Below are 13,363 nucleotides of genomic sequence, written 5' to 3' on the forward strand. Positions count from 1 at the left end.
CGGTGTTTCTGCCACCGTTTGGACGCGTTCTCGGCTCCATATGGTGGCGGAAACACCGCGCCGGGCGTATTCGGTGGCAGAAACACCGCGCCGACGGAAACCCGATCTCCGCTCACCGCTCTCGTCAGGACCGGCATCACTGATCGCAGAACGTCGAGCGCAAGGCATCGAGATCCGTGGTGGTCGGACGTTCGGTCTCGACCCTGCTGTCCCGGTCACCGCCGATGAGCCACTGGCCGTCGTCGAGCGCGTCGAGCTCAGCGGTCGTGAACCCGACCGACCCCATGGTGTGGTCGGTGTCCCCGCCCGCGGACACGGAGTACGTCGCCCGCGGGTCCAGGTCCTCCAGGGCATCCTTGACCTCCCAGTCCCCACCGGGATCAGCGGTGTCGAGGACGACGACATCCTGATTGTCGATGTCCGTGATCCACCGTGCGTCGTCGACGCGCTCCCTCGGCCCGTCGGTCCGCAGGGGCCCCGCGTGACTGATGGCGACGCGCTCGAGCGCGGTGTCGTCGCAGCGCATCACCGCCACCAGCAGGTGCCCGTCGCGCTGCGACAACGCCACGATCCCGACCTGCGCGGGACTGCACCCGGACAGCAGCACCATCGCGCCGGCGGCCAGCAGGACTGCCACGACGAGTCGGTCAGCTACGGCCATCACTCCCCCGATACATCGTCGTGGATGCTGAGTTTGCCGGACATCGAAGCCTGGCAGGGCGAGTATGGAGAACCCAGCCACGAACCATCGGGAGACATCATGCTTCGCCAGATCACCACCGCCGTCTGCACCGTCGCCATCGCCGGCGTCGGCGTCGTTGCCGTGACGTCGCCTGCCGAGGCGGCGAGCAAGACGTACAAGAACTGCACGGCACTCAACAAGGACTACAAGCACGGTGTCGGCAAGCCGGGAGCCAAGGACAAGACGTCCGGCACCCCCGTCACGAACTTCAAGCGGAGCGCGAAGATCTACAAGAAGAACAAGAAGTCCGACCGCGACAAGGACGGCATCGCCTGCGAGAAGAAGTGACACCAAAGATGCTCGGTGATCTCGACGGTCGGCGTCGTGGCGGCGGCGATCATCATGTGAAGTCCGTTGGGCGGATGAGGCCTTCTCGGTGACGAAGATCGGTAGCATCGGCGAATGAGCGCCGCGCCTGACATCGATGAGATCGCAGCCCACGAACTGATCGAGCGATTCTCCGAGGCAGTGTTCGAAAGGAAGTCATTCCGTCAGGCGATGACGCTCATGACTCCCGGCAGCCGGCGAGAGTGGGCGAACGATTGGGTGATGGGTGAGCTCGAGTGCGGTCGCGATCTTCTGCAATGGTCAGAGCGAAAGGACGATACCGAGGCTCTGGCGTCGATGGACAGCGATCATCGTGTCTGGCAACTGTTCGCGGACGAGACCTTGGAGACGTGGCAGGAGCAGTGGGCCGCGCTTCCGGACGTAGTTCACGGGCAAGGTGACGCAGTCCTCTCCTTTCGGCGCCATCGCACGTTGGCGGAGCTTTCCGCGCTGGGCGGGCAGTGGATGGCTCACAAGCCACCGCGCACCGGGCCCGTCCAGATCTGGGTCGATGTCGAGGACATCGACTGGGTCCTCCATGTTGCCGACGTCGTCATCGACGACTGACGAAGGACTATCCGGCACGGTTGGAGCCCGCAAGTGGTTGACCAGCCCTCGCCTGCGGTGGACACTCGGCCCACCCGGTCGCAGGAGGTCAGGTCGTCGTGATCAGCACGTCCCGCAAGGCTCGCGCGGCAGCGCTCGTCCTGCTGCTGCCCACTGCTGTCCTCCAGCCGGTCCTGTTCGCACCCGGTGCCGCTCAGGCACAGCCGGCAGTCACCCCCGAGCCATCGGCGCCCCAGCCGACGTCCGCTCCCGCACGACGCAGTCTCGCCGTGCCGATGCCAGAGGTTCGCACCCTCGAGGCCCTGCCGATCCCTCAGTTCCGGCCGGGCAAGCCGTGGCAGGACGAGCTCCCTCCCCCGGTGCCACCCCGGGTGGCTCCGGCACCGGACGCGGGCGGGCCATGGCGTGTCCACTGCACGGCCTGCACCCATGCGCGCCCCACCGTCCTGCCGTAGCGAGCCGCAGCTGCCGCGGCGTCGTGTCCGCAAACTGACAAAGCCGCGCCCGCCCCAGTGGGACGGACGCGGCTTGCCGAGCCTCACAGCCGCTTCAGGATGCCCTTCAGACGGCTGATCTCGACGGTCTGCGTCGTGGCGACGTCGGCCGCGAACGTACGGTTCACGGCGTCGGTGCCTTCGTTCAACGCGGCGTCCGCCATGGCCAGTGCGCCCTGGTGGTGCGCGATCATCTTCTTGACGTAGAACGTGTCGAAGGCGTTGCCGCGCAGCGTGCCGAGCTTCGCGAAGTCGGCCTCGGTCAGCATGCCCTGCATGTGCATCGCGTGGTGACCGGTGGCCTTCAGCGGAGCCTTCGGGAGCTTGCGGGCCTCGAGCCACGCCTGCATGGCATCGATCTCACCGCGCTGGGCGTCGCCGATGCGCGCCGCGAACTCGCCGACCCGCTCATCCTTCGCGTACTTCTTGGCGAGGGCGGCCATCTCGACCGCCTGGTGGTGGTGAGGCACCATCATCTCGACGAAGTCCTTGTCGGCGTCGTTGAAGCTCTTCTCGCCGGACGGGACGTCCGACTTGTCGATCTTCTGGTTGGGCTCACCCGGTGCGCCGGCCCGGACGGCGACGCCCGAGTCCTTCGCCTCACCATCACTGCTGGAGCAGGCGCCGAGCGCGATCACCGCAGAAGCGATGACCGCGCCCAGCACCCGGGGACGAACAGATGTCACTTGACCACCTTGAGGGTGGCGTTCGTGCTCTTGCTCGACCCGATGTTGCCCGTGCCCGGGTAGAAGACCCGGACGGTGTACGTGCCCTTCTTGAGCTTCGGGAAGGTCACGGAGACCTTGCCCTTGACCAGCGAGCCGGTCAGCGACTTCGACCCGATCCGGACCGTCACGTCGCCGGTCGGCGTGACGTTGCCGGCCGTGACCGTGACCGAGACCTTCGGCTTCGTCGAGGTCTTGATCGTGCTCGTGAACTTGCGGCTGACCTTCGACGCAACCTTGGCAACGGTCACCTTGGTGGCTGCCGACGACGATCCGAGCAGCTGGGTGCCGCTCGGGACGAACTCGGCCGTCAGGCTGCGCGTACCGGCACGAGTGTCGGCCGGCAGCTTGATCGTCGCGGTGCCGTCCTGGACCTGGACGCCCTTGGCGATGACCGTCGAGCCGTCCTTGAACGTCACGGTGCCATCGATCTCGCCCTCGGCCGCAACGGTCGCGGTGAGCGTGATGGACGACGTGCCGTACGTCTGCTTGGTCGAGCTGGCCTTCAGCGTCGTCGTGGTGGCGACTCCCTCGACCTCGACCGAGAAGCCGTACAGCTTCGCGTCGAGCTTGGTGTCGCCACGGACCACGTAGGAGACCGTGCCGGGCGCGACGTCGTCGGCCTGCTGGAACGACAGCTGGATGCTGCCGTCCGCGGCGGCCTGACCGTTGACGATCGCCTCGGCGTCGTCGCCGGTCGACCAGATCTCGACGTACTCGCCCTTGCCGAACGTGCCGGCCGGGGCCGTGACCGTGATCTCGGCGCCCTGTCCGGCGGTGGTGCTGGCAGGCGTCGCCTCGAGGGTCTCGAGCTCGCCGCTCACCTGCGGGGCGGTCTTCCACGGCCAGCTGATGACCTGCTGGGTCGCGGGGTTGCGGACGTCCTGGCGGTGACGGTTGGCGTCGGCGAACTCATCGCCCACCAGCTTGAAGACGTCCAGGCCGCGAGCGATCTCGCTGCCGTAGAGGTAGCCGTTGTGCGAGTAGACCGCCCAGTAGCCGCCGGTGACCAGCGAGGTGTTGCTGATCGGCCCGCGATCGAAGTAGCCGATCTCCTTGGGCTTGGACGTGTTGCTGAAGTCGATCAGCGAGGCGCCGCCCTGGTACCAGGCCTGGACGAGGACGTCCTTGCCGTCGACCTGCACGATGTTGCCCTCGTGGCCGACGCAGTTCTCGGTCGTGGCCTGACGCCGCGGGATCTTGTAGTAGCTCTTGAGCGTCAGGTCGTTGCCGGCGAGATCGAAGATCGCGTTGGCGCCGCGGTACTGCGGGGTGCCGGGAACGCAGGTGGCCGAGCTGCCGCCGCCGAGCTCGTCCTGGAAGATGACCGAGGTCGCCGCATTGTTGAACTGGGCGGTGTGCCAGAAGGCGTAGTTCTCGTCGCGCACGCGCTCGGTGACCGCCGGGTTCAGCGGATCGCTGATGTCCAGCAGCAGCCCGTCACCCATGCAGGCCGCTGCGAGCAGGCCCTTCTCGGGGTACGCCGTCAGGTCGTGGCAGCCGGTCGTGACCGACGTGTTGGCGCCACCGTTCGGGCGATCGGCAGCGGTCAGCGCCGGGTTCTCCGCATCCCAGAGCTTGACCTCCTTGGCGATGGCCGCGGTGCTGGGGTCGTCGAGCTCGACCTCGATGATCTCGATCTGCTCGTGCGGGTTCTTGCAGTACGCGGCGCTCGTGGAGGTGTCGTAGGAACCGTTGTAGAGGTACACCTTGTTGGCGTCGTCCTTGTTCGGGACGAGCGTGTGGGTGTGCGATCCGCAACGGGTCTTGACGGCGTTGACGTACTGCGGGTTCTCCTGGTCACTGATGTCGTAGATCCGGATGCCCTCCCACGCGTCGGGGCTCGAGGCGGGCACCGACGGCGCGCCGCACTCGTTGCCGTTGCGCGGCTGGTCCACGGAGAAGAACAGCAGGTCTCCAGCGATGGAGAGATCGCCCTGGTAGCCCGGGCAGATGACCTCACGGACGACCTTGGGCTCCTCGGGGTTGCTGACGTCGTACACGGCCAGGCCGTTGTAGCTGCCCTGGTAGACGTAGTCACCCTTGAACGCGAGGTTGCTGCGCGTCGCCATGCCGGGGGTGCTCGCGGCGGGGAGCGAGGCGACCTTCTGCAGGTTCGCGGTCGACTCCTCCTTGTCCACCTCGGTGATCCGCTCGTAGTTCACGTCGAACGGAACGTACGGGACCTTCGTCCCCGGCGCGAGATTGCCCGGCGCCTCGTCCTCGGGCGCCACACGGGTGGCATTGCTGCCCTCCCCGAGACGCTTGGAGAGCTCGGTCGGCTCCGGGATGCCGGGATCGGCCATGGCCGGCGAGAGCAGGCCCAGACTGAGTGTCGTCGTGGCCAGCACCACGAGCGAGCTGCGGAGGAGACGTCTATGGGTCACAGGGTTCTCTTCTTCACATAGTGGACAGGGTGACTGCACCATGACAGAACCCCTTCGCGCGGCGCCAGACATCGTGTCGCACCATTTTGGGTGCAGCCTGCAACCACCCGATCACTCCCTCGCCGAACGACAAGAAACCCCCGCAGACGCAGGACGAAAGGCCGGTGGGAAGGCCTCTCGTCCTACGCACTGCGAAGGTTACGATTCGATGTAGTTGGAACTCGGAGCGTCATGAAAGCGCCGGGGCGGTCTCCGCCCCTCACCTCACCGGCTGAAGATGGCGATCACGATGACCGTGCCGATCACCGAGATCGCCAACGACCCCAGGCAGCCCAGACGATTGCTGAAGAAGAGCACGTCAGCCGACGATGCGCTTCGCGAGGCCCTTCTTGACCTCGCTCGGGCGCTCCTGCTCGCCGGCGAACGAGCTGATGACGACCAGGGCCCCCGTCACCCCCGGGATGGCCCACTGCAGCAGGCGCAGCTGCTTCTGCGCCGCGGCGACGTCGGGCGGGGTCGAGGGCGCGGGACGGGTGCCGGACGCGACGGGCACCCGCTGCTGCTCGGCGACCTTGCGACCCAGCACGCGGCCGTACGCGGTCAGGCCGAGGGCAGCCGCGGTCAGGCCGGTCTTGGCGAGGGCCATCTGGGCGACACCCTCCTGGTCCTTGATGCGCGCCTTGTTGCCCTTGATCTGACCGATGCTGCCGATCAGGTGCGCGCCGATCGCGGCGGCGTTGACCGGGGTCCACCGGTCCCAGCCGACGTTGGCGACCGCGCCGGTGTCGGTGTCGTGCTGCGCCGTGGAGGCCGCGGAGTTGAGGGCGACGGCATTGGCCAGCGTTCCACCGAACCAGGCCGAGAGACCGAGGTCGTGCAGGGAGCGCGAGAGGGTGTTGCGAGTCATGGTTCTCCTGAGTTGGTGACGGGAGGGGCGAGATACCCCCTGCGCCGCAGGGCCAAACACGACCGCGAGTCGGTCTGGACCGGGTCGTTACATTTTGGTGACACCCGGATCGGGTACGAATGGCTCCCACGAGCGCCGACGAGATCCGGCTAGGTTGTCCCGCATGGCTGACACGATTCCCATGGTGGCGATGCACGACGTGCAGAAGTGGTTCGGCGACCTGCACGTCCTGCAGGACATCGAGCTGGAGGTTGCTCCCGGCGAGGTCGTGGTCGTGATCGGCCCGTCCGGCTCGGGCAAGTCGACGTTGTGTCGTGCGATCAACCGCCTCGAGGTCATCCAGGAAGGCACCATCGTCGTCGACGGCAAGCCGTTGCCCGACGAGGGCAAGGAGCTCGCCCAGCTGAGGGCCGACGTCGGCATGGTGTTCCAGTCGTTCAACCTGTTCGCCCACAAGACCGTGCTGGAGAACGTGACCCTCGGCCCGATCAAGGTCCGGGGTCTGAAGAAGGCGGACGCCGACAAGCGAGGCATGGAGCTGCTCGCCCGTGTCGGCGTCGACTCGCAGGCGGGCAAGCTGCCGGCCCAGCTCTCGGGAGGTCAGCAGCAACGCGTCGCCATCGCCCGCTCGCTAGCGATGGACCCGAAGGTCATGTTGTTCGACGAGCCGACCTCGGCCCTCGACCCCGAGATGATCAAGGAAGTCCTCGACACGATGGTCGACCTGGCCAAGGGCGGCATGACCATGGTCGTCGTGACGCACGAGATGGGGTTCGCCCGCACCGCCGCTGACCGTGTGTTGTTCATGGCGGACGGCCGCATCGTCGAGGAGAACACTCCCCAGGCGTTCTTCACCAACCCCCAGACTCCCCGCGCCAAGGACTTCCTCGCCAAGATCCTCACCCACTGACGCACGTGACCGTTCACCACATCGAGGGAAGGTAACCCATGAAGTTCACCACCACACGATCGCGTCGGGCCCGTTGGGCTGCCGTCGCCGCCACCGCTGTGCTTGCTCTGTCCGCCTGTGGCAGCGCCGGTGAGGACAGCTCCGGCGACGATGACGTCGACGTCTCCTCCAACGCCGCCTCCTCGTTCGAGGACGGCACCCGCATGAAGGAGCTGGCCGAGGCCGGCACCGTCAAGATCGGCGTCAAGTTCGACCAGCCCGGTGTCGGCTTCAAGGCCGCCGGCTCCAAGACGCCCACCGGTTTCGACCCCGAGATGGGCAAGGTGATCGCGGGCAAGCTGGGCATCTCCCCCGACAAGATCGAGTGGGTCGAGACGATCTCGGACAACCGTGAGCCGTTCCTGCAGAAGGGCACCGTCGACTTCGTCCTCGCGTCCTACTCGATCACCGACGAACGCCGCCAGGTCGTGGGCCAGGCCGGCCCCTACTACGTGACGGGCCAGAGCCTGCTCGTGGCCGCGGACGACGACAGCATCAAGGGTCCGGAGGATCTCAAGGGCAAGAAGGTCTGCTCGGTCACCGGTTCGACGTCGATCAAGACGGTCGAGGAGGAGTTCGGCGCCCAGCCGGCCGGCTTCGACACCTACTCCGAGTGCGTCGAGCAACTCAAGAACGGTTCAGTCGACGCCGTCACCACCGATGGCGCGATCCTGCTCGGCTACGCCGCCGAGGCACCCGACCAGCTCAAGGTCGTCGGGGAGCCCTTCTCGGAGGAGCGCTACGGCATCGGCTACAGCAAGGACAGCCCCGAGCTGTGCGAGTTCCTGAACGACACGCTCACCGAGTCGTTCGACGGCGGCGAGTGGAAGAAGGCGTTCGACGCGACGCTCGGCAAGTCGGGCAACGAGGCGCCGGAGACCCCGACCCTCGATCCCTGCAGCTGATCGACATGACGGCGGGCGGGTCGCGACGACCCGCCCGCCGCCCCCTACTCATGAGGAGGTGACGCATGGACGCACTGACCGACAACCTCGACCTGATCCTCAAGGGATTCCTCGAGACGCTGAAGCTGCTGCTGTCGTCCGGATTGTTGGCGCTGGCGCTCGGAACCCTGATCGGGGTGTTCCGCCTCAGCCCGGTGCCGATCCTGCGCGGAGTGGCCGTCGCTTACGTCACCATCTTCCGCAACACCCCGTTGCTGGTCCTGATCCTGCTGACCTACTACGGGTTGCCGCAGCTGGGCATCGACTTCGGCTTCTTCTGGAACATCACCCTGGCGATGGGGTTCTACACCGCGTCGTTCGTGAGCGAGGCGATCCGCTCCGGCGTGAACGGCATCCCCCTCGGTCAGGCGGAGGCCGCCCGATCCATCGGCATGCCGTTCGGCATGACCATGACCCAGGTGCTGCTGCCCCAGGCGTTTCGGCTCGTCGTGCCCCCGCTGGCGAGCGTGTTCATCGCGTTGACCAAGAACACCTCGCTCGCCGCGGGCTTCGGCATCGCCGAGGCAACATTTCGGCTCAAGGGCCTGCTCAACGACCACGCCACCGAACGGGTCACGATCTTCGTGGGCATCGCGATCGGCTACATCATCATCGTCGAGCTGATCTCGTTCGGCGCCCACCTCTTCGAACGCAAGTACGCGGTGACCCGATGAGCAACGTCCTGTTCGACGTCCCCGGCCCCCGCGCCGTCCGCCGCCACCGGATCATCGGCGTCGTCACCGTGGTCGCGGTGATCGCGATCATCGGCGCCGTGATCTGGAAGTTCCAGGCCGAGGGCCAGCTGAGCTATGCGAAGTGGGAACCGTTCTTCACCCCCAGCCTCGTGCAGCTGATCCTGGAGGGCCTGGTCAAGACCATGCTCGCCGGCGCACTCGCGATCGTCCTCGCCGTTCCTCTGGGCATGATCATGGGCGTCGCCAAGCTCTCGGACCACCGGATGATCCGCTGGCCGGCCTGGCTGTTCGTCGAGTTCTTCCGTGCTGTGCCCCTCCTGATGCTGATCATCTTCATCTGGTCGATGCAGGGTTTCCCGCTCGGCACGATCTTCCCTCTGGTGCTCGGCCTGCTGCTCTACAACGGCTCCGTGCTCGCCGAGGTGGTCCGCGCGGGCATCAACGCCGTCCCGGCGGGCCAGGCCGAGGCGGCCTACGCCATCGGCCTGCGCAAGCACCAGGTCATGCGGATCGTCCTGCTCCCACAGGCGATCAAGATCATGCTGCCGTCGTTCATCAGCCAGTGCATCGTGGCGCTCAAGGACACCAGCTTGGGGTTCTACATCCTGGCTCCCGGCCTGACCTTCGCCGGCCGCGAGATCTACCGCACCTTCGGGAACTACCTGCAGACCGCGATCGTGCTCGCCGTCATCTACATCATCCTCAACCTGCTGCTGGGCCTGCTCGGCGAATGGGTGCAGCGACGGTTCGGCGGTGAGTCGAAGATCGAGCTGGTCGGCGGCATGGTGCAGGCACAGCCGGTCGGCGGGGCCGGCCGAGCGTAGAGCAGCTCTTCGTCGCGCGACTGACCGTGCGGCCCCGATGGTGCGGCCAGACGGCCTGTCTCGTAGTCTCGTGCCGCCACTGACCCGAGGAGACCCATGTCCGGCACCTTCGTCCTGACCCTGTTGTTCCTGGTCGTCGCCGTCGGCGTGCTGCTCGCCAGTGGCGCCGCACAGCCTGCGCTCAAGCGAGTGCTGCGGCTGGTGGCGTTCGGAGCGTTCGCGCTCACGGCGCTGTGCCTGGTGCTGTCAACCTTCACGGTCGTGCCGACGCGCGACATCGGCATCGTCACGAGCTTCGGCAAGCCGGTCGGCAACCTCGACAACGGCATCCACGCCAAGCTGCCGTGGGAGAAGGTCAAGACGCTCGACGGTGCGATCCAGACCGACTCGTACCTGGAGCGCAACAGCGACGGGTGCACCGAGATCCGCATCGGCAACGAGTCGACCGCGTGCGTCGACAACTCGATCCGTTGGCGCATCAAGCTCGAGGCCGGCGAGACGCTCTACCAGGACTACCGCGACATGGACAACATCCGTCGCTCGCTCGTGACCCGTGAGCTGACGGCCGCCCTCAACGAGGTGCTGTCGGACTACAACCCGCTCAGCCAGATCCAGGACGACAGCGCGAATGCGACCGGGCCCAATCTCAACGAGTTCTCCCGCCAGGTCGCCGAGAAGCTGCGCGCGCAAGTGGGCGACCAGATCGACGTCAAGAACGTCATCATCCCGCTCATCCACTTCGACAAGCCGACGCAGAGCAAGATCAACCTCTACCAGGCCGAGGTGGCCAACACGCGCATCGCCCAGCAGCGCGAGAAGACCGCCACGGCTCAGGCCCGGGCCAACGACAAGCTCAAGTCGTCGGTCAGCAACAACCCGAACGTGCTCGTCAGCCAGTGCCTCGACACGTTCAGCGAGATGGTCAAGGAGGGCCAGACGATCCCGATCGGGTTCAGCTGCTGGCCAGGTGGCGCTGCGAGCTCGGTCGTGATCCCGCAGAAGTAGCCGGTCAGTGGCACACGCCCCACGAGGCGCGCGTCACGACCCAGCCGCCCCCGGACGTACGGGTGACCTCGACGATCCAGACGGGTGCCGTCGAGTTGGTCATCGTGACCTTCGTGCCCTCGTCGTCGGCAGGCAGCCGCTCCCAACCTGCGCCCGGGACCGGCGGCACCTGCGCGGCCTCACTGGCTCCCCAGGCCTTGATGGCCGCGAGCGGGCTGCCCGCCCCCGCGCCGTTCGGGCTCAGGTCGTAGTCGATCGTCTGGCACGGCGGCAGGTCGACGGGCGCGACCGAGGGCGGCTTGCCGGTCGGGGACGGCGGCGACGTCGTGGCGGACTCGCTGGCCCTGGCGGGGGTGGGGGGCTCGGCCGACTGGTCGTCGCTGGACCCCGAGCAGGCAGACCCGGCCAGCAGCAGCGCCACGAGCGACGTACGTACGGTCAAGGACATCATGCTCAAGGATGTCTCACCCGGCCCCTTGTGTCTCGCCGCCCGCCCCCGCGAGTGGCGCAACCCGAGCCGCGAGTGGCGCAGAAGTCGACGACACGCCGTCCCATTTTCTCCAGCTTGCGCCAGTCGCGGGTTGGGGTCGCGGGTTGGGGGCGGGGCGGATCAGGGCTTCTTGGGGACGACCCAGAGGTGGATGGTGCCCTCGACCGTGACGGTGCCGTCGGTCGTGACGGCCCTGACCCGCACCGGGACGTCCGGGGCGGCGGCCCAGTCGGCCTCGGTCGTCTCGGCGATGCAGGTCAGTGCGGTCGTCGACTTCGCGAGATAGCTGACCTCCATCCCCTTGGGCAGCCAGCGCATGTCGGGCGGGCAGGTGGCCTCGGCCAGCAGTCCCATCGCGGCCTCCAGCCCGTTGCACGCGGCGATCGCGTGGACCGTGCCGATGTGGTTCTTGACCGATCGGCGCTTGGGGATCACGATCTGCCCGAGATGCGGCCGCATCTCCTGGACCCTCATGTGGATCGAGGCGAAGTAGGGCGCCTTCTGCCCGTACAGGAGCGAGAACAGACGCTTGCCCAGCGGCAGCGCGGTGACACGGGTGTAGAGGTCCAGGGTGGATGACATGCCCGAATGTTACCGGCTGGTAACCCCGGGTGTCCGCAGGCGCGTCAGATCGACGTCGCGCGAACGGTGCAGACGTCGGGCAGTCCGGTGCGCACCTCGGCCCAGGTGCCGCCCTCGTCGTTGCTCACCCACAGCGCTCCGTGCCGGGTGCCCAGGTAGAGCCCGACCGGATCGGACCGGTCCGTCGTGAACGCATCGCGCAGCACGACCGTCCACGCCTCCGACGGGAGCCCCGGGCCGGTCTCGTGCCAGGTCTGCCCCGCGTCGTCCGAGCGCCAGACCGCAGGCTTGCCGTCCGGTGGGAATCTCCTGACGTCGGCGGTGAGCGGGAAGACGTAGATCGTCCCCGGCCGGTGGGGATGGGCGACGATCGGGAAGCCGAAGTCGGCCGGGAGTCCCTCATCGATCGCCTGCCAGGTCTCCCCCGCGTCGTCGCTGCGGAACACGCCCCCGTGGTTCTGGGCGTAGAGGCGGTCGGGGTCGCCGGCGTCGACTGCGACCTTGTGGACGCACTGGCCGAACTCCGGAGGCTCACCGGGCACGAAGTCGGCGCGGATGCCGTGGTTGTGCGGCGTCCAGCTCGCTCCACCGTCCTCGGACCGATAGACACCGCCGGTCGACATCGCCACCGTCACGATGTCCGGATCGCTGGGGTGCGGGACGATCGTGTGGATGGCCTGCCCGCCGAATCCTGCGGCCCACTCGGGGCGGTGCGGGTGGTCCCAGAGGCTGCGGACCAGCTCGAACGTCCGGCCGCGGTCGGTCGAGCAGAACAGTGCCGACGGCTGGGTGCCGGCCCAGACGACGTCGGGCTCGGCCGGGGACGGGCAGAGCTGCCAGACGCGCTCGACGCTCGCTCCGAGATCGTCGGGAAACCGGACGGGCGACGGATCGCTGAGATCGAACGACCGGCCGCCGTCGGCGGACCGGTAGACGGCTGGCCCGAAGACGACGTGCGTCGAGCCGACCAGGACCAGCGGATCGTCCTCTCGGGGGTCCGCAGCGACCGCGTAGACCTCCTCCATCGGGAAGGCCGGGGCGTCCCACGCCCAGTCCGCGCGGGTCGCATCGGACCGGCCGATGAACAGGCCCTTGCGGGTGCCCGCCAGCAGGATCGTCTCGGACATGGACATCGCCTCCGTCGTATTCCTAACTGGAACAGTACGCTAGGAGCGTGACCACTCCCTTGTCAACGACCTCCTACGCCCTGCTGGGCCTGCTGATGTTCGATCGCGCCTCGTCCGAGGACGGCCTGACGGGCTATGAGATGAAGCAGCGCGCCGACCGGACGCTGCGGTTCTACTGGGTCTCCCCCGCGATGAGCCAGATCTACACCGAGCTCGACCGCCTGCGGCGCGAGGGCTACGTCGAGGCCGTCGACGACACGTCCGGACGCCGCACGACGCGCCGGTTCGTCATCACCGAGGCGGGCCGCTCGGCCCTGACGACGTGGCTGCACACCTCGGAGCAGGACTTCCCGGTCCTCAAGCACCCGATCGCGCTGCGTCTGCTGATGGGCAGCCTGATGGGACCGGGCGAGGTCGCAGCGATGCTCGACGCGTACGAGGTGGCGCTGCAGGAGCGGCGCCGTGAGCTCGAGGGCGTACGCGAGCTGCTCGGGGACAATGAGGCCCTCGCCTTCCCCGCGCACGTCGCGGAGTGGGGCCTGGCCTACTACGACTCCGAGCGGGAGATCGTGGACAAGCTGCGCAAGAAGCTCTGAGG

General features: G+C 67.4%; 16 protein-coding genes. 9 read left to right on the forward strand and 7 right to left on the reverse strand.

What is annotated here, in order from left to right:
• Positions 1-136: 136 nt before the first annotated feature.
• On the reverse strand, positions 137-661 hold the full coding sequence (locus GEV26_RS11170; protein ID WP_153653148.1) for a hypothetical protein: 525 nt from the start codon (positions 659-661) through the stop codon (positions 137-139).
• A gap of 99 nt (positions 662-760) precedes the next feature.
• On the opposite strand from GEV26_RS11170, the gene GEV26_RS11175 reads away from it, so the two are divergent.
• The 3 genes from GEV26_RS11175 (at position 761) to GEV26_RS11185 (ending at position 2,091) form a co-directional block, all read left to right on the forward strand.
• Positions 761-1,030 (forward strand): excalibur calcium-binding domain-containing protein, encoded by a 270-nt coding sequence (locus GEV26_RS11175; RefSeq protein WP_153653149.1) that lies wholly within the window; start codon positions 761-763, stop codon positions 1,028-1,030.
• Between the two features lie 114 nt (positions 1,031-1,144).
• Complete coding sequence (locus tag GEV26_RS11180; RefSeq protein WP_153653150.1) at positions 1,145-1,636, forward strand: hypothetical protein; 492 nt, start codon at positions 1,145-1,147, stop codon at positions 1,634-1,636.
• 98 nt (positions 1,637-1,734) lie between these two features.
• Positions 1,735-2,091, forward strand: a complete 357-nt coding sequence (locus GEV26_RS11185) for a hypothetical protein (RefSeq protein ID WP_153653151.1) — start codon at positions 1,735-1,737, stop codon at positions 2,089-2,091.
• Between the two features lie 83 nt (positions 2,092-2,174).
• On the opposite strand, the gene GEV26_RS11190 is transcribed toward GEV26_RS11185, so the two are convergent.
• The 3 genes from GEV26_RS11190 to GEV26_RS11200 form a co-directional block, all read right to left on the reverse strand.
• Positions 2,175-2,816 (reverse strand): DUF305 domain-containing protein, encoded by a 642-nt coding sequence (locus GEV26_RS11190; RefSeq protein ID WP_153653152.1) that lies wholly within the window; start codon positions 2,814-2,816, stop codon positions 2,175-2,177.
• Positions 2,813-5,242, reverse strand: coding sequence for an Ig-like domain repeat protein (locus GEV26_RS11195; RefSeq protein ID WP_194839832.1), 2,430 nt, complete (start codon positions 5,240-5,242; stop codon positions 2,813-2,815). Before GEV26_RS11195 ends, GEV26_RS11190 begins: the two co-directional genes overlap by 4 nt.
• A gap of 358 nt (positions 5,243-5,600) precedes the next feature.
• Complete coding sequence (locus GEV26_RS11200; protein ID WP_153653154.1) at positions 5,601-6,149, reverse strand: hypothetical protein; 549 nt, start codon at positions 6,147-6,149, stop codon at positions 5,601-5,603.
• A 181-nt stretch (positions 6,150-6,330) separates the two neighbouring features.
• Between GEV26_RS11200 and GEV26_RS11205 the strand changes: the two genes are divergently transcribed.
• The 5 genes from GEV26_RS11205 (at position 6,331) to GEV26_RS11225 (ending at position 10,566) form a co-directional block, all read left to right on the forward strand.
• A complete protein-coding gene (locus GEV26_RS11205) occupies positions 6,331-7,059 on the forward strand; it encodes an amino acid ABC transporter ATP-binding protein (protein ID WP_153655059.1) in 729 nt (242 codons plus the stop codon).
• Positions 7,060-7,097: 38 nt separating this feature from the next.
• Positions 7,098-8,003, forward strand: coding sequence for a glutamate ABC transporter substrate-binding protein (locus tag GEV26_RS11210; protein ID WP_153653155.1), 906 nt, complete (start codon positions 7,098-7,100; stop codon positions 8,001-8,003).
• Between the two features lie 65 nt (positions 8,004-8,068).
• Positions 8,069-8,716 (forward strand): amino acid ABC transporter permease, encoded by a 648-nt coding sequence (locus tag GEV26_RS11215; protein ID WP_153653156.1) that lies wholly within the window; start codon positions 8,069-8,071, stop codon positions 8,714-8,716.
• The gene (locus tag GEV26_RS11220) at positions 8,713-9,561 is read left to right on the forward strand and encodes an amino acid ABC transporter permease (RefSeq protein ID WP_153653157.1); all 849 of its coding nucleotides are present in this window, start codon (positions 8,713-8,715) and stop codon (positions 9,559-9,561) included. Before GEV26_RS11215 ends, GEV26_RS11220 begins: the two co-directional genes overlap by 4 nt.
• Positions 9,562-9,657: 96 nt before the next feature.
• Positions 9,658-10,566, forward strand: a complete 909-nt coding sequence (locus GEV26_RS11225) for an SPFH domain-containing protein (protein ID WP_153653158.1) — start codon at positions 9,658-9,660, stop codon at positions 10,564-10,566.
• 4 nt (positions 10,567-10,570) lie between these two features.
• Here GEV26_RS11225 and GEV26_RS11230 read toward each other — a convergent pair whose 3' ends face one another.
• The 3 genes from GEV26_RS11230 to GEV26_RS11240 all read right to left on the reverse strand — a co-directional run bounded on the left by GEV26_RS11230 (position 10,571) and on the right by GEV26_RS11240 (position 12,765).
• Complete coding sequence (locus GEV26_RS11230; RefSeq protein ID WP_153653159.1) at positions 10,571-11,008, reverse strand: hypothetical protein; 438 nt, start codon at positions 11,006-11,008, stop codon at positions 10,571-10,573.
• A gap of 168 nt (positions 11,009-11,176) precedes the next feature.
• Positions 11,177-11,638, reverse strand: coding sequence for a hotdog fold domain-containing protein (locus tag GEV26_RS11235; RefSeq protein WP_153653160.1), 462 nt, complete (start codon positions 11,636-11,638; stop codon positions 11,177-11,179).
• A 44-nt stretch (positions 11,639-11,682) separates the two neighbouring features.
• Positions 11,683-12,765, reverse strand: a complete 1,083-nt coding sequence (locus tag GEV26_RS11240; protein ID WP_153653161.1) for a WD40/YVTN/BNR-like repeat-containing protein — start codon at positions 12,763-12,765, stop codon at positions 11,683-11,685.
• 47 nt (positions 12,766-12,812) lie between these two features.
• Between GEV26_RS11240 and GEV26_RS11245 the strand changes: the two genes are divergently transcribed.
• Positions 12,813-13,361, forward strand: coding sequence for a PadR family transcriptional regulator (locus tag GEV26_RS11245; protein WP_153653162.1), 549 nt, complete (start codon positions 12,813-12,815; stop codon positions 13,359-13,361).
• Positions 13,362-13,363: the final 2 nt, after the last annotated feature.

The sequence above is a fragment of the Aeromicrobium yanjiei genome, assembly GCF_009649075.1.
Lineage (GTDB): Bacteria > Actinomycetota > Actinomycetes > Propionibacteriales > Nocardioidaceae > Aeromicrobium > Aeromicrobium yanjiei.